Source organism: Tabrizicola sp. (assembly GCF_041911175.1).
In the GTDB taxonomy this organism is placed as follows: Bacteria; Pseudomonadota; Alphaproteobacteria; order Rhodobacterales; family Rhodobacteraceae; genus Tabrizicola.
The window spans coordinates 1-14,556 of the sequence record NZ_JAYRPN010000117.1 but is presented as its reverse complement, the minus strand read 5'-3'; the positions used below and the strand labels follow the sequence as shown (position 1 = coordinate 14,556).

18 protein-coding genes and 1 pseudogene are annotated in these 14,556 nt (G+C 65.7%); 18 read left to right on the top strand and 1 reads right to left on the bottom strand.

Going from position 1 to position 14,556, the window contains the following annotated elements:
• A partial coding sequence (locus ACE3P6_RS16045; protein ID WP_374396981.1) for a winged helix-turn-helix transcriptional regulator occupies positions 1-98 on the bottom strand: 98 nt, incomplete at its 3' end.
• 291 nt (positions 99-389) lie between these two features.
• Here ACE3P6_RS16045 and ACE3P6_RS16040 point away from each other — a divergent pair.
• The 18 genes and pseudogenes from ACE3P6_RS16040 to ACE3P6_RS15955 form a co-directional block, all read left to right on the top strand.
• A complete protein-coding gene (locus tag ACE3P6_RS16040; protein ID WP_374396978.1) occupies positions 390-770 on the top strand; it encodes a head decoration protein in 381 nt (126 codons plus the stop codon).
• Positions 771-804: 34 nt separating this feature from the next.
• Positions 805-1,827 (top strand): major capsid protein, encoded by a 1,023-nt coding sequence (locus ACE3P6_RS16035; RefSeq protein ID WP_374396975.1) that lies wholly within the window; start codon positions 805-807, stop codon positions 1,825-1,827.
• 11 nt (positions 1,828-1,838) lie between these two features.
• Entirely contained in the window at positions 1,839-2,153 is a 315-nt protein-coding gene (locus tag ACE3P6_RS16030; RefSeq protein ID WP_374396974.1) for a hypothetical protein, read from the top strand.
• Positions 2,150-2,782: a DUF6441 family protein gene (locus ACE3P6_RS16025; RefSeq protein ID WP_374396971.1), complete on the top strand. Its 633-nt coding sequence runs from the start codon at positions 2,150-2,152 to the stop codon at positions 2,780-2,782. The genes ACE3P6_RS16030 and ACE3P6_RS16025 overlap by 4 nt, the downstream gene beginning before the upstream one ends.
• A gap of 147 nt (positions 2,783-2,929) precedes the next feature.
• Positions 2,930-4,882, top strand: a complete 1,953-nt coding sequence (locus tag ACE3P6_RS16020) for a hypothetical protein (protein WP_374396968.1) — start codon at positions 2,930-2,932, stop codon at positions 4,880-4,882.
• Positions 4,883-5,152: 270 nt separating this feature from the next.
• Positions 5,153-5,575: an acyl-CoA transferase gene (locus tag ACE3P6_RS16015; protein ID WP_374396966.1), complete on the top strand. Its 423-nt coding sequence runs from the start codon at positions 5,153-5,155 to the stop codon at positions 5,573-5,575.
• 23 nt (positions 5,576-5,598) lie between these two features.
• The gene (locus ACE3P6_RS16010; RefSeq protein ID WP_374396964.1) at positions 5,599-6,537 is read left to right on the top strand and encodes a phage tail tube protein; all 939 of its coding nucleotides are present in this window, start codon (positions 5,599-5,601) and stop codon (positions 6,535-6,537) included.
• 2 nt (positions 6,538-6,539) lie between these two features.
• Positions 6,540-6,978 (top strand): annotated as a pseudogene (locus ACE3P6_RS16005) (hypothetical protein).
• Between the two features lie 98 nt (positions 6,979-7,076).
• Positions 7,077-7,208 (top strand): hypothetical protein, encoded by a 132-nt coding sequence (locus ACE3P6_RS16000; RefSeq protein ID WP_374396962.1) that lies wholly within the window; start codon positions 7,077-7,079, stop codon positions 7,206-7,208.
• On the top strand, positions 7,201-9,663 hold the full coding sequence (locus ACE3P6_RS15995; protein WP_374396960.1) for a phage tail tape measure C-terminal domain-containing protein: 2,463 nt from the start codon (positions 7,201-7,203) through the stop codon (positions 9,661-9,663). The genes ACE3P6_RS16000 and ACE3P6_RS15995 overlap by 8 nt, the downstream gene beginning before the upstream one ends.
• Positions 9,663-10,289, top strand: coding sequence for a TIGR02217 family protein (locus ACE3P6_RS15990; RefSeq protein WP_374396957.1), 627 nt, complete (start codon positions 9,663-9,665; stop codon positions 10,287-10,289). Before ACE3P6_RS15995 ends, ACE3P6_RS15990 begins: the two co-directional genes overlap by 1 nt.
• Positions 10,286-10,633 carry a hypothetical protein gene (locus ACE3P6_RS15985; RefSeq protein WP_374396954.1) on the top strand — a complete coding sequence of 116 codons (348 nt, stop codon included), beginning with the start codon at positions 10,286-10,288 and terminating at the stop codon, positions 10,631-10,633. Before ACE3P6_RS15990 ends, ACE3P6_RS15985 begins: the two co-directional genes overlap by 4 nt.
• On the top strand, positions 10,626-10,757 hold the full coding sequence (locus ACE3P6_RS15980; RefSeq protein ID WP_256480212.1) for a hypothetical protein: 132 nt from the start codon (positions 10,626-10,628) through the stop codon (positions 10,755-10,757). Before ACE3P6_RS15985 ends, ACE3P6_RS15980 begins: the two co-directional genes overlap by 8 nt.
• Positions 10,758-10,761: 4 nt before the next feature.
• Complete coding sequence (locus ACE3P6_RS15975; RefSeq protein WP_374396952.1) at positions 10,762-11,448, top strand: lysozyme; 687 nt, start codon at positions 10,762-10,764, stop codon at positions 11,446-11,448.
• The gene (locus ACE3P6_RS15970; RefSeq protein WP_374396950.1) at positions 11,445-11,660 is read left to right on the top strand and encodes a hypothetical protein; all 216 of its coding nucleotides are present in this window, start codon (positions 11,445-11,447) and stop codon (positions 11,658-11,660) included. Before ACE3P6_RS15975 ends, ACE3P6_RS15970 begins: the two co-directional genes overlap by 4 nt.
• Positions 11,657-12,541: a DUF2163 domain-containing protein gene (locus ACE3P6_RS15965; RefSeq protein ID WP_374396948.1), complete on the top strand. Its 885-nt coding sequence runs from the start codon at positions 11,657-11,659 to the stop codon at positions 12,539-12,541. Before ACE3P6_RS15970 ends, ACE3P6_RS15965 begins: the two co-directional genes overlap by 4 nt.
• The gene (locus tag ACE3P6_RS15960) at positions 12,538-12,972 is read left to right on the top strand and encodes an NlpC/P60 family protein (RefSeq protein WP_374396946.1); all 435 of its coding nucleotides are present in this window, start codon (positions 12,538-12,540) and stop codon (positions 12,970-12,972) included. The genes ACE3P6_RS15965 and ACE3P6_RS15960 overlap by 4 nt, the downstream gene beginning before the upstream one ends.
• Positions 12,973-12,981: 9 nt before the next feature.
• Positions 12,982-14,556: glycoside hydrolase TIM-barrel-like domain-containing protein (locus ACE3P6_RS15955; protein ID WP_374396943.1), on the top strand; the 1,575-nt coding region annotated here is incomplete at its 3' end.

Genomic DNA, 14,556 nt, shown 5'->3' with positions numbered 1-14,556 from the left:
GTCACCGTGTTCCGTGACAGCCCCGTGCGCCGGGCGATCTCCCGGATCGACAGCTTCTGCCGCAAATGCATCCGGCGGATGATGTTCAAATGTCCCATGTGGATCACTCCGTTGCCCCCGCCGCTCTCCGCTCCGGGGAAAGGTTCACATGGCTCAATTCTCAGTGGAAATTATGCGCCTACCCGGCTCAGTTCTGGGTGGAAATCAACAGCCCTGCGCGCCAGGGTCCTGGCCGAACTCGCCGCCCGCAGTGATGCCGCGGGCATCATCGCCACCGCCCCCGCGGCAGGCGCAAAGGAAAGCCCTATCGTGACGGCCGCCAAGAAATCGGCCGCCGCGTCGCGCTGATCCCGGCGCTCCCTATCCCCCAACAACCTGGAGACTGAACCATGCCCGTCCTGACGGAACCGCCCAGCATGGGCGATGTCCTCAAATACGAGGTCAACCCGAACTACACCCGCGAGACCGTGACGCTCTTGATGGGCATGCCCTATCCGGTCGGCTCGGTGCTGGGCAAACTCACCGTGAACAGCAAATACAAGCTCGCGACGGCCAGCGGCTCGGACGGGGCGCAGGTGGCGACCGCCGTGCTCCTTTATGCCGTCGATGCGACGCTCGCCGATGCAGTGGGGGTCGTCCTCACCCGCGGCCCGGCGATCGTCTCGCGTGCGGGCCTTGCCTATGACGCCAGCGTCGATGACGCGGCCAAGATCACCACGAAGCTCACTCAGCTGGCCGCCGTCGGCATCATCGCCCGCGACGGCGTCTGATCCTCGTCTGCCCCCTCATCCTCCGGAGTATCCTATGACCCTCGTGCGCAATCCCTTCGACGCTGGCGGCTATTCGCTGGCCGAGATGACGCAGGCAATCAACATCCTGCCCAACCTCTACACCCGCCTCGGCCAGATCGGCCTCTTCCGCTTCGAAGGCGTCAGCCAGCGCTCCGTCATCATCGAGCAATATGAAGGTGTGCTGAGCCTTCTGCCCTCCGTGCCGCTGGGTGGCCCGGCCACCGTCGGCACGCGCGAAGGCCGCTCGATGCGCTCCTTCGCCCTGCCCTGGATCCCGCATGACGACGTGATCCTGCCCGCCGACATTCAGGGGCAACCTGCGCTCGGCGCCTTCGATGCGGCAGATCCGCTGGTCGAGGTGATGAACCGCAAGCTACTGCTCATGCGCCGCAAGCACGCCCAGACCCGCGAATACATGGAGATGAACGCGCTGCGCGGCATCGTGAAGGATGGGGCCGGAACCACACTCTACAACTACTTCACCGAATTCGGGCTGGCGCAGATCTCGGTCGACTTCGTGCTGGGCACCGCGGGCACCAACGTGCAGGGCAAGGTTCGCGAGGTGCTGCGCGTCATCGAGGACAACCTGTTGGGCGAGGCCATGACCTCGGTCCATGCCCTCGTCAGCCGGGAATTCTTCGACAAGCTGATCGCGCATCCGAAGACGGAAGAGGCCTACAAGTTCTATGCCTCGACGGGCGCCCAGCCCCTGCGCGAGGATGTGCGGCGCAACTTCCCCTTCGGCGGGATCCTGTTCGAGGAGTATTCCGGCACCGTCACCCTCTCGACGAAGGCGACCGAACGGCTGGTTCCGGCGAACGAGGGCATCGCCTTCCCGCTCGGCACGATGGATACCTTCACCACCTATGGCGGCCCGGCGAACCTGCTCGAGACCGCCAACACCATCGGCCTGCCGCTTTACGCCCGCCAGCATCTCGACGAAAAGGGCCGCTGGATCGACGTCATGACCGAGGCCTCTATCCTGCCGGTCAACAAGCGGCCGCGCCTCGCCATCCGGATCCACAGCTCGAACTGACGGGCCCACCCATGTCTGTCTTCGCCGCCGCCATGGACCGCATCTTCACCCATGCCTCCATGGCGGCCCCGGCTCTCTGGATCTCGGCCACCACATCCGAGGAACGCCCGATCCGCATCATCCGCCGCGCGCCCGACCGCGTCGCCGACTTCGGCGCCGGGCGCTTCGTCAGCGACACGACCGTGGTGGATGTGCGCGTGGCCGACCTCCCCGCCCCGCGCCCGGGCGATGTGATCGTCATCGGCGCGGACAGCCATGTCATCCAGGGGGAGCCGCTGCGCGACCGCGAAAAGCTGATCTGGACGCTGGATCTGAGGCCAGCATGAAGCTGAAGCTGGAAATCAGCCCCGATCTTGCCGCCCTGATAAAAGCCGAAATCGCCGCGGGCGAAAAGGCCGTCACCACCGCCATGCGCGAGGCGGGCGCGGGCCTCAAATCCGCATGGCGCGGCCAGATCACCGGCGCGGGGCTGGGCGCGCGGCTCGGCAACTCGATCCGGCTCGCGACCTATCCCAAGAGCGGCGAGAGCCTGAACGCCGCCGCGCTGGTCTGGTCGAACGCCCCGGTGATCGTTGGCGCGCATGACACGGGGCCGCTGATCCGCTCGCGCAACGGGTTCTGGCTGGCAATCCCCACCCCGGCCGCGGGGAAAAGCACGAAAGGCGGCCGCATCACCCCCGGCGAATGGGAACGCCGCACCGGCCTGCGCCTGCGGTTTGTCTACCGCCGCCCCGGCCCGAGCCTGCTGGTGGCCGAGGGGCGGTTGAACAGCAAGGGCCGCGCGGTGGCGTCGCGCACCAAGACTGGCCGCGGGCTGACCACCGTGCCGATCTTCCTCCTCGTGCCGCAGGTCAAACTGCGAAAGCGGCTGGATCTGGCGCGGGATGCAGAGCGGGTAATCGACGGCGTGCCGGGACGGATCGTAGCGGGGTGGTTTCAGGTGCAAACAGGCTAGAGTCAACGGACCCAAGACCTACTTCCACTTGGGCGGTGGAGGCGCGTTGGGAGCGTTGCCGATTGGTGCACGAATGGCTAGATGTTTACTAATGGCGTGTGCAGCTGGGCCTTTCGGGTAGATCGACGGCCGACAAGTGAGGGCATCTTGGGTTACGAGCTCCAAAAACTGAAGGCAGAGACTATATCGGCGTTTTCCGAGCTCTTTTCGATCAACGCCGAGTCAGTTCGGCACTATGAGAACGGCGAATACTTCGTAATGTATGCGCGCGGTTCAAAGCGTGTTCAGAACATCCTCGGTGCCGAACGCGAGATACTGATTATAGGCAACGTCTATGCGGATCAGCAGGCAAGGTCGCTGCAGTTTACTCGACGTGTGATCAATGAGTCGGATGGTCGCCTTGAAACAAGCCTGTGCGTATTTGTGCATCAGGATCCGCGTGGAAATGCAAAGCTGAAGCGCTGGGGGCGTGAGAATGGCATTGCTGTAATCCCTGTATATACATCAACTGGCGTGTTGCCGCGTGGCCAGGAGATGGAGCGACTCCTTTCCTACGAGTTCTTCACTCAAGACCCGTTCGACGTGACAGGGCCTGTTGCAAGTGACGCTCAGTTCTTCGGACGCCGCACAGAAGCTCAGGAACTGGCACGCAAGTTGCAAGCCGGCCATATCCGCGCGTGCTTTGGCATACGCAAGATCGGCAAAACCTCAATCCTGCACAGGGTTCTGGCTGAACTGAAAGACAATTACGATGCTGTGACTCTCTTCATCGATTGTCAGCGAGACGACGTCTTTGGCTTGGATGCAGCTGGACTTCTTAGCTCAATAACTCAGTCACTACTAAGCCTCAAAAAGTCTGGTCGTCAGTACGCGGAAGTCGACGCAATATCATCTCAAGCTTCAATCGCAGACGCGGCAAAGAGCTTCCAAAGCGCGCTAGCAGAGTTCGACGTGCCAGTCGTACTCGCATTCGACGAAATCGATTATATTACCCCCGGAAACGGAGCTGCCGAGCAGTGGCGACGTGGGTTTCTGGAGTTTTGGAGAAACGTCAGAGCAGCATATCATGCTGCTGCTCGTGATGAACGCAAAGTCTCCCTGTTAATTAGTGGCGTCTCAAGCCGCTGGTTCTCAGTAGAGTCAATTGACGGCATTGAGAATGCGGCGTTGGCATTCATTCCGGAGGAGTATCTTAGCCCGCTTCCTCGTGGCGCGGCAAACGCCATGATAAAGAACATAGGTGCGATGGCAGGACTGCGCTTTGAAGAGGCCGCGCTGGATGCAATATCGTCCTTTTGCTCCGATATGCCATTCTGGATTCGCAAGGCCTGCTCGTCAATTCATGGAAAAGTTGAAACTGCTGTTCGCCCTTTGACACTATCAGTGTCGGCAGTAACCTCCATGCTCGAATCCTACGGTCGGGATGAGGGTGCCGCGCTTGCTAAGGTTGCACTTCAGCACCTCTTCCGTGTCTACCCAGAGCTGCAAGCGCCCTCAATTGGGCTTCTTGAGAAAAATAGAGACCTTTCGGCCGCTATGCTGCGAACGTTGTGTCGGTATGGCATTGCGAATGCATCCGGTGAAGTTTCTGGCACTATGATGCGCATGGCTTTGGCAATGGTGGCTGAAGAAGTGCCTCTGGAACAGAGTTCTGCCATAGTTACTGCAGACAAGTCACGGCCCTTGATGAGCGAATGGGCAGAAGAACTTGCTGGCATTTCGTACCGACGAAACATGATGGAGCGCGCTCTCCGATCAATTGCCATTAATTTCCTCCGTGTAGCAGCCCTTTCGGATAAGAGCGGACAATCTGCTAAGGCGATGTTGCTCGCCGCTCTGCAAGAGAAACGTCGCTCCGATCTCGAACCGTTCAACTTGGAGGCAATCGCCGAAAAGCTCCTCTGGCTTGAATTGGTTGCGGTTATAAATAAGAATTGGGGCTTATTCGAGCGGGTTTTCGGCGATAAGACTACCTTTAATGACAACGCTAAAATCGTCAATGATAGGCCAGACGCCCACGCAAAGCAATTAGAACCTGGAGATGTTGCAATGCATCGTCGCGCCTTGCATTGGCTGGACGAACGGATATCGCGAATCTAATTGACTAGCTCCGAATAATATTTCCAGCGATGCCACCAAGCACTATCGCGCGAGCAGTGATTTTCGCGCTTGTTCCATGCTGCCTTCGTTGAAAGTCATATTTCCAGAGGATTCTATAAATGAGACTGTAGTGCTGTTTCAGGCTTTCAGAAATCAATTGCCAGTCGATAACTACTCAACACACGCTCAAAACGCCACATAGCACTGAACAGCAGCCACAATTTCTAAGATCGCTTTTCTGTTCAGGTACTGAGGTCTCGAAGGCAAACCTTGCCCACCACCCGCGAAACCGTCCTCGCCGCGCTGCATGCGCGGCTGCAGCCGCTTGCCGCCCTCACCCTGCGTGACGAGGTGCTGCCCGAGCGGATCCCCGCGGCAGGGCTGATCATCCTGCGTGACGGCCAACCGGGCGATCCGGAAGTCACGCTGTCACCCCTGCGCTACCACTACCAGCACCGGGCGGAGCTGGAGGTCGTCGTCCAGTTGGGCACCGGCCGGGCAAGCGCCTTCGACGACCTGATCGCCACCATCGGCGCAGCGCTGGAGGCTGACCGGACGCTGAGCGGCCTCTGTGACTGGGTGGAACCCGAGGCCCCGGCCTCGGTCGATCTGCCTGTCGAGGGCGCCGCCGCGCTCAAGGCGGCGGTGATCACCGTCGTCCTGCACTACACCACGACCGGCCCTCTGGCCTGAAATCCCCCACATAGGAGACCCCCATGGCACGCGCACACGGCGCGCGGGCGCAGATGGCGCTTGCGTTCGAAACCGTCTACGGCACCCCACCCGCCAGCGGCTATCGGCTGATGCCCTTCGCCCGGACCACGCTCGGCGCGGAACAGCCCCTGCTGAATTCCGAACTGCTCGGCTACGGCCGCGATCCCCTGGCCCCGATCAAGGACGCCGTCACGGCCGATGGTGAGGTGGTGGTGCCGATCGATGTGGAGGCCTTCGGCTTCTGGCTGAAGGCCGCTTTCGGCGCCCCGACCACGACCGGGACCACGCCCAAGACCCACACCTTCCAGTCGGGGAACTGGACACTGCCGTCGATGGCCATCGAGGTGGCGATGCCCGAGGTGCCCCGGTTCGCGATGTATGCGGGCTGCGTGATGGACCAGCTCAGCTGGCAGATGAGCCGATCCGGCCTGCTGACCGCGACCGCCCGCCTGATCGCGCAGGGCGAGGCCATCGCCGCCACCACCGCCGCAGGCACCCCCACCGCGCTGGGCCTCCAGCGCTTCGGCCATTTCAACGGGGTGGTGAAGCGCAACGGCACCGCCTTGGGCAATGTCGTCTCGGCCGAGATCACCTATGCCAACGGCCTCGACCGGATCGAAACCATCCGCAACGACGGCAAGATCGAGGGCGCCGATCCCGGCATGGCCGCGCTGACCGGCCGGATCGAGGTGCGGTTCGCCGACAGCGCCCTCGTCACGCAAGCCATCGACGGCACGCCCTGCGAGCTCGAGTTCGCCTACAGCCTCGGCGCGAATGCCAGTTTCACCTTCACTGCGCATGCCGTCTACCTGCCCGTCCCGCGGATCGAGATCCCCGGGCCGCAGGGCATCCAGGCCACATTCGACTGGCAGGCCGCCAAGGCCACCAGCCCCGCCCGCATGTGCACTGCCGTCCTCGTCAACACCGTCACGGGATACTGATCATGATCCGTTTGAACCTCTCGAACCGGCCCGAATGGCTGGACCTGCTCCCCGGACTGCGCGTCCTTGTAGCGCCCCTGACCACCGCACTGATGGTCTCCGCCCGCGCCGATCCGGCCATCGAGGGCCTGTCGGAAACATCCAGCCAGGAGGATATGGCCCTCGCGATGGCCAAGGCCGTCGCCCGCCGCGCGCTTCTGGAATGGGAAGGTGTCGGCGACGAGGCAGGCAACCTCGTCCCGGTCAGCCCGGCCAGGATCGACGCCCTGCTGGACATCTGGCCGGTCTTCGAAGCCTTCCAGGCGCAATACGTTGCCCGCGGCCTGATGCTGGATGCGGAAAAAAAACGCCTCCGCGCCCTCGCCGACTGGTCCTTCGGCGGGGGCGACGGCTACTGCGCGGCCTGCTCGGGCCCCTGCCTCGACTGCCCTGCAAGACTGAACCAGCCGCTGACGGTCGAGGGCTGGCAGGTCTGGGACCTGACCCAGCGCCTTGGCGGCCAGCTGCACATCGCGCCGGGCGCCGTTATCGGATGGGACATGGGCGCTGCCCTCGCGCTGGCTGCGGCGCTGGGTATCGCTCCCCTGATCGCCGCCGAACTGCTGCCCGAGATCGAGGCAGTGATGGTGCGCAAACTGAACGAGCAGATGGAAGGACGCCGGAATGGCTGAAAAGAAGGTCTCCGTCCGCCTCGTGGCCGAGGGCGGACGCCGCGTGCGTGCCGAACTTGAAGGGGTGGGCGAGGCCGGTGCCCGTGGCTTCGGCCGCCTGTCGCGCGAGATGGACCTGGCGAACACCCGGCTTGCTGCTTTCGCGCGCCGTGCCGGTTTTGCCCTCGGTACTGCTGCAGCCGCGGCCACCGCCTCGCTCGGGCTGATTGTCCGCTCCACGGCCGAGAGTGCCGCGCAGATCCGGCAGTTCGCGCAGGTCGCCAATGCGACGCCCGAGGCGCTGCAACGCTGGTCGGCCGGGGCGCGGACGGTCGGGATCGAGCAGGAGAAGCTGGCCGATATCCTGAAGGACGTGAACGACCGTGTCGGTGATTTCCTGCAGACCGGTGGCGGTCCGATGGCGGATTTCTTCGCGAATGTCGCGCCGCGCGTGGGCGTGACAGCCGACCAGTTCGCCCGCCTCTCCGGCCCGGAAGCCCTGCAGCTTTACGTCGACACGCTGGAGCGGGCTGGCCTGAGCCAGCAGGAGATGACCTTCTATCTCGAGGCCATGGCGTCTGACGCGACGCGGCTGATCCCGCTCCTGCGCAACGGTGGGGCCGAGATGGCGCGGCTGGGCGACCAAGCCTCCGACCTTGGCGCGGTTCTGGACAGCGATGCCCTCGAAGCCCTGCGCCGCACGCATCTGACGCTGGGCACAGTCTCGCTAGTCTTCGATGGCCTTCGGAACCGCATCGCCGTCGCCGTGGCTCCGACCATCGAGGCGCTGGCCAAGGCCTTCGTGGCGCTGGCGTCCGATGGCGGTATCCTGCGCTCGGCCATCGATACCCTGATCGGCAATCTCGGCCGTCTGGCGTCCTATGCGGCAACGTTCGCGGCCTTCATGGCGGGTCGCTGGGTCGCGGGGCTTGCCGCCGCGGCCCTCTCGGTGCGTGGCCTCGCTACGGCGCTGGTCTTCCTTCGCGGGGCCCTGATCCGCACCGGCATCGGGGCGCTGATCGTCGGCGCCGGGGAACTGGTCTACCAGTTCTCGCAGCTCGTCGCCCGGGTGGGCGGCGTAGGCGAGGCCTTCCGGCTCCTCGGCGATCTGGCTCGCGAGGTCTGGTCCCGTATCGGGCTGTCGCTGGACGCCGCACTCGCCCGCATGGCGGCCGGATGGGAGAGGCTGAAGGCGGCCGGTCTCTCGGCCCTCGAGGGCACCATCGCAGGCGTCGTCAGCTTTGGCGACCGGACGGCCGCAATCTTCCAGGGCGCCTATGATGCGGCGGTGGCGATCTGGGGCAGTCTGCCGGACGCCATCGGCGACTTTGCATTCCAGGCCGCGAACGGGCTGATCTCCGGCGTCGAGGCGATGCTGAACGGCGTTGTCACCCGCATCAACAGCTTCATCGAGACGCTGAATGCCGCGCTGGCCCTCCTGCCGGAATGGGCCACTGGCGAAGGTGGGGTCAGGATCGGCATCCTCGACCCGGTGGAACTCGGCCGCATCGGCAATCCCTTTGAAGGGGCCGCGACCGCAGCCGGTGCCGCCGCCGCAGATGCCTTCTCCGCCGCGCTGTCGCGGACCTACCTCGAACCGCCCGACCTCGGGCTCGGCACCATGGCCGACGATGCCCGCGCGCGAGCCAACGGCTATCGCGAGGCCGCAGGCATGCTGGCCGATGCCGCCGGTCGGCCGCTGGCCAGCTGGCAGGCGCTGAAGGATGCGGTTACCGGCACGGGCACCGAGGCCGAGACCGCGCTGGCGGATGCGGCTGGCGCGGCCGATGCCCTGGCAGCCGGTCTGAACGACACCGCCACCGCCGCCGATGGCGCGGGCGGCGCAGCACGCGATGCGGGGGCCGCTGCAGCCGAAGGCGCGGACACGGCCCTCACAGGCTGGCAGGCCGTCACGGCCGCGCTCGCCGACTACGCCGCGAAGGCGCGCGACATCGGCGGGGACATTGGCAGCGCACTGGTGGGTGCCTTCCAGAGCGCCGAGAACGCCATCGGTGACTTCGTGAAGACCGGCAAGCTCGACTTCCGCGACCTGGTCACCTCGATGATCGCTGACCTCGCAAAGCTCGCGGCCCGTCGTTTCATCCTCGGCCCCATCGCCAATGCACTCTCCGGCGCGCTAGGCGGGGCGGGCGGGATTCTCGCGAACATCCTGCACACGGGCGGGATGGTCGGCGCCCCAGGCCCCGGCCGGATAGTCCCGGCCCTCGCCTTTGCGGGTGCCCCTCGCATGCACAACGGGGGCTGGGCCGGGCTGCGGCCCGACGAGGTGCCCGCAATCCTGCAACGCGGGGAGCGGGTCCTCTCCCGGCGCGAGGCGGCTGGGTACGGCCAGGCCAGCGCCTCGACCGTCAATGTCACGATCAACGCGCGCGACGCCGAAAGCTTCCGGCAATCGCGCACCCAGGTCGCCAGCGACATCGCCCGGGCAGTCTCTCTGGGCCGAAGGGGGATGTGATGGCCTTCCACGAGGTCCGGTTTCCGGACAACATCAGTCGGGGCGCGCGGGGTGGCCCAGAGCGCCGCACCCAGATCGTCGAACTGGCGAGCGGGGCCGAGGAGCGCAACGCCAGCTGGGCCAACTCGCGCCGCCGCTATGACGTCGCCTACGGCATCCGCCGCGCGGATGATCTTGCGGCGGTCGTCGCCTTCTTCGAGGCGCGGAACGGCCGCCTCCACGGCTTCCGCTTCAAAGACTGGGCCGATTTCAAGTCCTGTTTGCCATCACAGACGCCCGGCCCGACCAACCAGCCCATCGGCACCGGCAACGGCAGCACAACCCAGTTTCAGCTCACCAAGCGTTACACCTCCGGCGCACAGTCCTGGACGCGCGCCATCACCAAGCCCGTCGCGGGAACGGTGACCATCGCCCTGAACGGCACGCCCCAGGCTTCCGGCTGGTCGGTCTCCACGACTACCGGCCTCATCACCTTCTCCATCGCCCCCGCCGCGGGCGTGGCCATCACCGCAGGCTTCGAATTCGACGTCCCCGTCCGTTTCGACACCGATGCTCTCGACGTCACCCTCGACCTCGAACGCCTCGGGTCGATCACCTCGATCCCCCTCGTGGAAATCCGCACATGAACGACGAATCCTTCTGGTCCCATCTCTGGCGCGAGATAGCCGCCTCGACGGCGCTGATGCTGGCCTTCTGGGGCGCGCTGGGCGGTGCCACCAATGCTCTGACCACCCGTATGGCGCTGCGCGAAGCCCTGCGCCATGTCCTGCTCGGCGGGTTGATCGCCGCAGGGATGGGCAGTTTTTCCATCGTGATCGTGGCGGGTTGGCTTGGTCTGCCCGATGGCGCCGTCGCCGCGGGAGGGGCGGTCGGTTCGGCCGCCTACCTGGTCGGCGTCTTCGGGGCGGCGTTCATCGAGCTGATCCTCGCGAGGCTCCGCCGCGCCGAGAAGGATGACGCCGATGCATGAGATCCTTCGCCTTGCCCGCTCGCTGCGCTGCGATCCCGCCGACCCCGGACAAGCCTTTGCCCACCGGCTGCGCATCGGCCTCGCGGTCGCCGTTCTGATCCTTTTCCTCTCAACCCTCGGGTAAACCCATGCAAACCTCTGATCGGGGGCTTTTGGCCCTGATCCGGCACGAAGGCGTCGTGCCCGGACCCTATCTGGATGTGAGGGACGTTTGGACGTCCGGCATCGGTCACACCGCCGCCGCCGGTCCGCCCGATCCGGCAAGGATGCCGCGCGGGATGCCCACCGATCTGGAGGCGGGGATTCGTGAGGCGTTCCGGCTGTTCCGCGCCGATCTCGCTGCCTACGAGGCCGAAGTGCTGCGCGCCGTGAAGGTGCCGCTGGAACCCCACGAGTTCGATGCGCTGGTGTCCTTCCACTACAACACCGGCGGCATCGCCAAGGCCGCGCTGACGCGCCACCTGAACACGGGCAACCGTGCGGCGGCCGCAGCAGCCTTCATGGGCTGGCTGCGCCCCGCCGCCATCCGGTCCCGCCGCGAGGCCGAGCGCGATCTCTTTGCCAGCGGCCGCTACCCGACCGGCACCATCCCGGTCTGGGCCGTCGACCGCGATGGCAAGGTCGATTTCTCGCGACCGGTCCGGCGGCTCAGCGAGACCGAGGCGCTGGCACTGCTGCGCCCGATCCCCAATCCACCGTCGATCCCCATGTCACCCGCCCCTTCCACGGCCGCCACCGACCCCGCGCCCGTGCAGGCGGCGCCGAGCCTGACCACCCGCATTTTCACCTTTCTCAAGACCCTGATCGGAGCATGACCATGAACTGGACCCTCGCCCGTGGCTTCGTCTATCTCTCCTGCCTTGCCGCCTCCGGCCTCGCCGTGGCGGGGCTCGCGGATTTCGACCTGGCCACCGGCACGCTCGATATTCGCCCCTTCAATCTCTATGCCCTGACCGGCGCGACCGGAGGCGTCGTGTCTTCGCTCCTCGCGTCCGTGGCGCTCTTGCGCGGCTGGGGGCGGAAGTGAAATCCCTCCCGCCCGCCCTGCAGGCGCATTTGGACGACGGCACGACGACGTTGGCCTGGTGCTGGCGCATCACCCGGGCCGATGGCGTGACCTTCGGCTTCACGGACCACGACCGGACACTGTCATTCGACGGGACCGAGTTCGAGCCGGAAAGTGGGCTGACGGCGTCCGAGGTCCGGTCGGGGTCTGACCTCTCTGTGGACGCGCAGGACGCGCAAGGCGTGCTGTCGTCGGACCGCATCACCGAGACCGACATCCTCGACGGGCGCTGGGACGCCGCAGTTGTCGAGGTCTGGCGGGTGAACTGGTCGGCACCTGCGCAGCGCGTGCTCCTGCGCCGCGGCGCTATCGGCCAGATCCGGCGCGGGCGGCTGGCCTTCGTGGCCGAAGTACGCAGCCTCGCCCATTTGCTCGGCCAGACGGTCGGACGGACGTTTCAGGCGAGTTGCGACGCCGCGCTGGGCGATGCGCACTGCGGGGTGAACCTCGAGGCCCCGTCTTTCAAGGGGACCGGCGCGATCATCGATGTGTTGCGCGACCGCGCCTTCACGGCCTCGGGCCTCGCCAGCTACGCGGCGGGCTGGTTTGCCTTCGGACTGGTCGAGTGGTCGACCGGCGCGAATATGGGGCGGCGGGTCGAGGTGCTGTCGCATGACCTCGTCGATGGCGTGGCGATCCTGACACTGCTGGAAGCGCCCGTACGCCCGATCACCGCGACAGACACCTTCATTGTCCGGGCGGGCTGCGACAAGCGGATTGCGACCTGCAGCGCGAAGTTCGCCAATGTCGTGAACTTCAGGGGCTTCCCGCACATCCCAGGTCAGGACGCCGTGCTGCGCTATGCGACGAAGGACGGCGGGCATGAGGGGGCGGTGCTTTGAAGACCGCCGATCCCTCCCGCGTCATCGCCGTCGCACGATCCTGGCTCGGCACGCCCTATCACGACCAGGCCAGTTTGCGCGGGGTCGGCTGCGACTGCCTCGGCCTCGCGCGAGGTGTCTGGCGCGAGGTGGTCGGACCTGAACCGTTCCCGATCCCGCCCTATAGCCGCGACTGGGGAGAGACCGGTCCGCGCGAGGTTCTGGCCGAAGGCGCGCGCAGGATGATGCCCGAGTTTCCGGTTCAGCTGGCAGGCCCTGGTACGCTGATCCTGTTCCGCATGATGCCGCGCGCCATTGCCAAGCATGTGGGCATCCTGACCGGACCCGACACCTTCCTCCATGCCTATGAACGCCTCGGCGTGATCGAGGAACCGCTGACACCGGCTTGGCGACGCCGCATCGCCTTCGCCTTCCTGTTCCCCGCACGCTGAGAGTTTCCCATGGCCACGCTTGTCCTCGGTGCCGTCGGTTCCGCCATCGGCGGGGCGTTCGGCGGCGCGATCCTCGGCTTCTCCGGGGCTGCCATCGGTGGCTTCATCGGCTCCACCATCGGGTCGGTCGTCGACAGCTGGATCGTGTCCTCGCTGGCGCCCGCGCAGAAGATCGAGGGCCAGCGCCTCGACAGCCTGCGGATCACTTCGGCCACCGAAGGCGCCATCATCCCGCGCCTCTACGGACGCATGCGTATCGGCGGCAACATCATCTGGGCCACGGATTTCCGCGAGGAAACGAAGACCTCCACGCAAGGTGGCGGCAAGGGTGGCGGCGGCGGGAAGGTCCAGACGACCGAGTATATGTACTATGCCAGCTTTGCCGTGGCACTCTGCGAAGGTCCGATCACCGGCATCGGCCGCATCTGGGCCGACGGCAAGCCGCTCGACATGACGGGGATCACCTGGCGCTGGTATCCGGGGAACGAGAGGCAGACCGCCGATCCGTCCATCGCGGCAAAGATGGGCGCGACCAACACGCCCGCCTATCGCGGCACGGCCTATGTCGTCTTCGAAGAATTGGCGCTCTCGACCTACGGCAACCGTCTGCCGCAGCTTTCGTTCGAGGTCTTCCGGCCGCTCGCGGATCCCGACACGGCCGAGGGGCTGGTCAAGGCCGTGACCATGATCCCCGCTTCGGGCGAGTTCACCTATGCGACGGAAGCTGTCCGCAAGACGGTCGGTGCCACGACCACGGTGTTCGGCCAGACCACCGGCGGCACCACCTCGGCCGAGAACCTGAACGCGCTCCCGGATGAGGCTGACATCGTTGTGGCCCTCGATCGGCTGCAGGCCATGGCCCCGGCGGTGGAAAGCGTCAGCCTCGTCGTCGCCTGGTTCGGCAATGACATGCGCGCGGGGAACTGCGCGATCAAGCCGGGGGTGGAAGTAGCGACCAAGGTCACGAGCCCGAATGTGTGGACGGTCAACGGCGTTGCACGGGCCAATGCGCATCTGGTCAGCCGTGACGCCGAGGACCGCCCGGTCTACGGCGGCACGCCCGCCGACTTCGCGGTGGTGCAATCCATCCGCGAGATGAAGGCGCGCGGCCTGCGCGTCACCTTCTATCCCTTCCTGCTGATGGACGTCCCGGCGTCGAACACCCTGCCGAACCCATACAGCGCGAATGCGGCGACGCCGGGCCAGCCGAGTTTCCCGTGGCGGGGCCGGATCACCTGCTCCCCGGCTGCGGGCTATGCGGGGACCGCCGACAAGACCGCCGCCGCCGCAACGCAGGTCTCCAGCTTCTTCGGCGCGGCCACCCCGGCGCAATTCGCCGTGTCGGGCGACACGGTCAGCTGGACCGGACCCACCGCCGATTGGGGCATGCGGCGCATGATCCTGCACTACGCCCATCTCTGCGCCGTCGCGGGCGGTGTCGATGCCTTCCTGATCGGGACCGAGATGCGCGGGCTGACCACCATCCGCTCCAGCGCCAGCGCCTATCCGGCAGTGACGGCCTTCAAGGCGCTGGCGGCGGATGTGAAGGCCATCCTCGGACCAGGCACCAAGGTGGGCTACGCC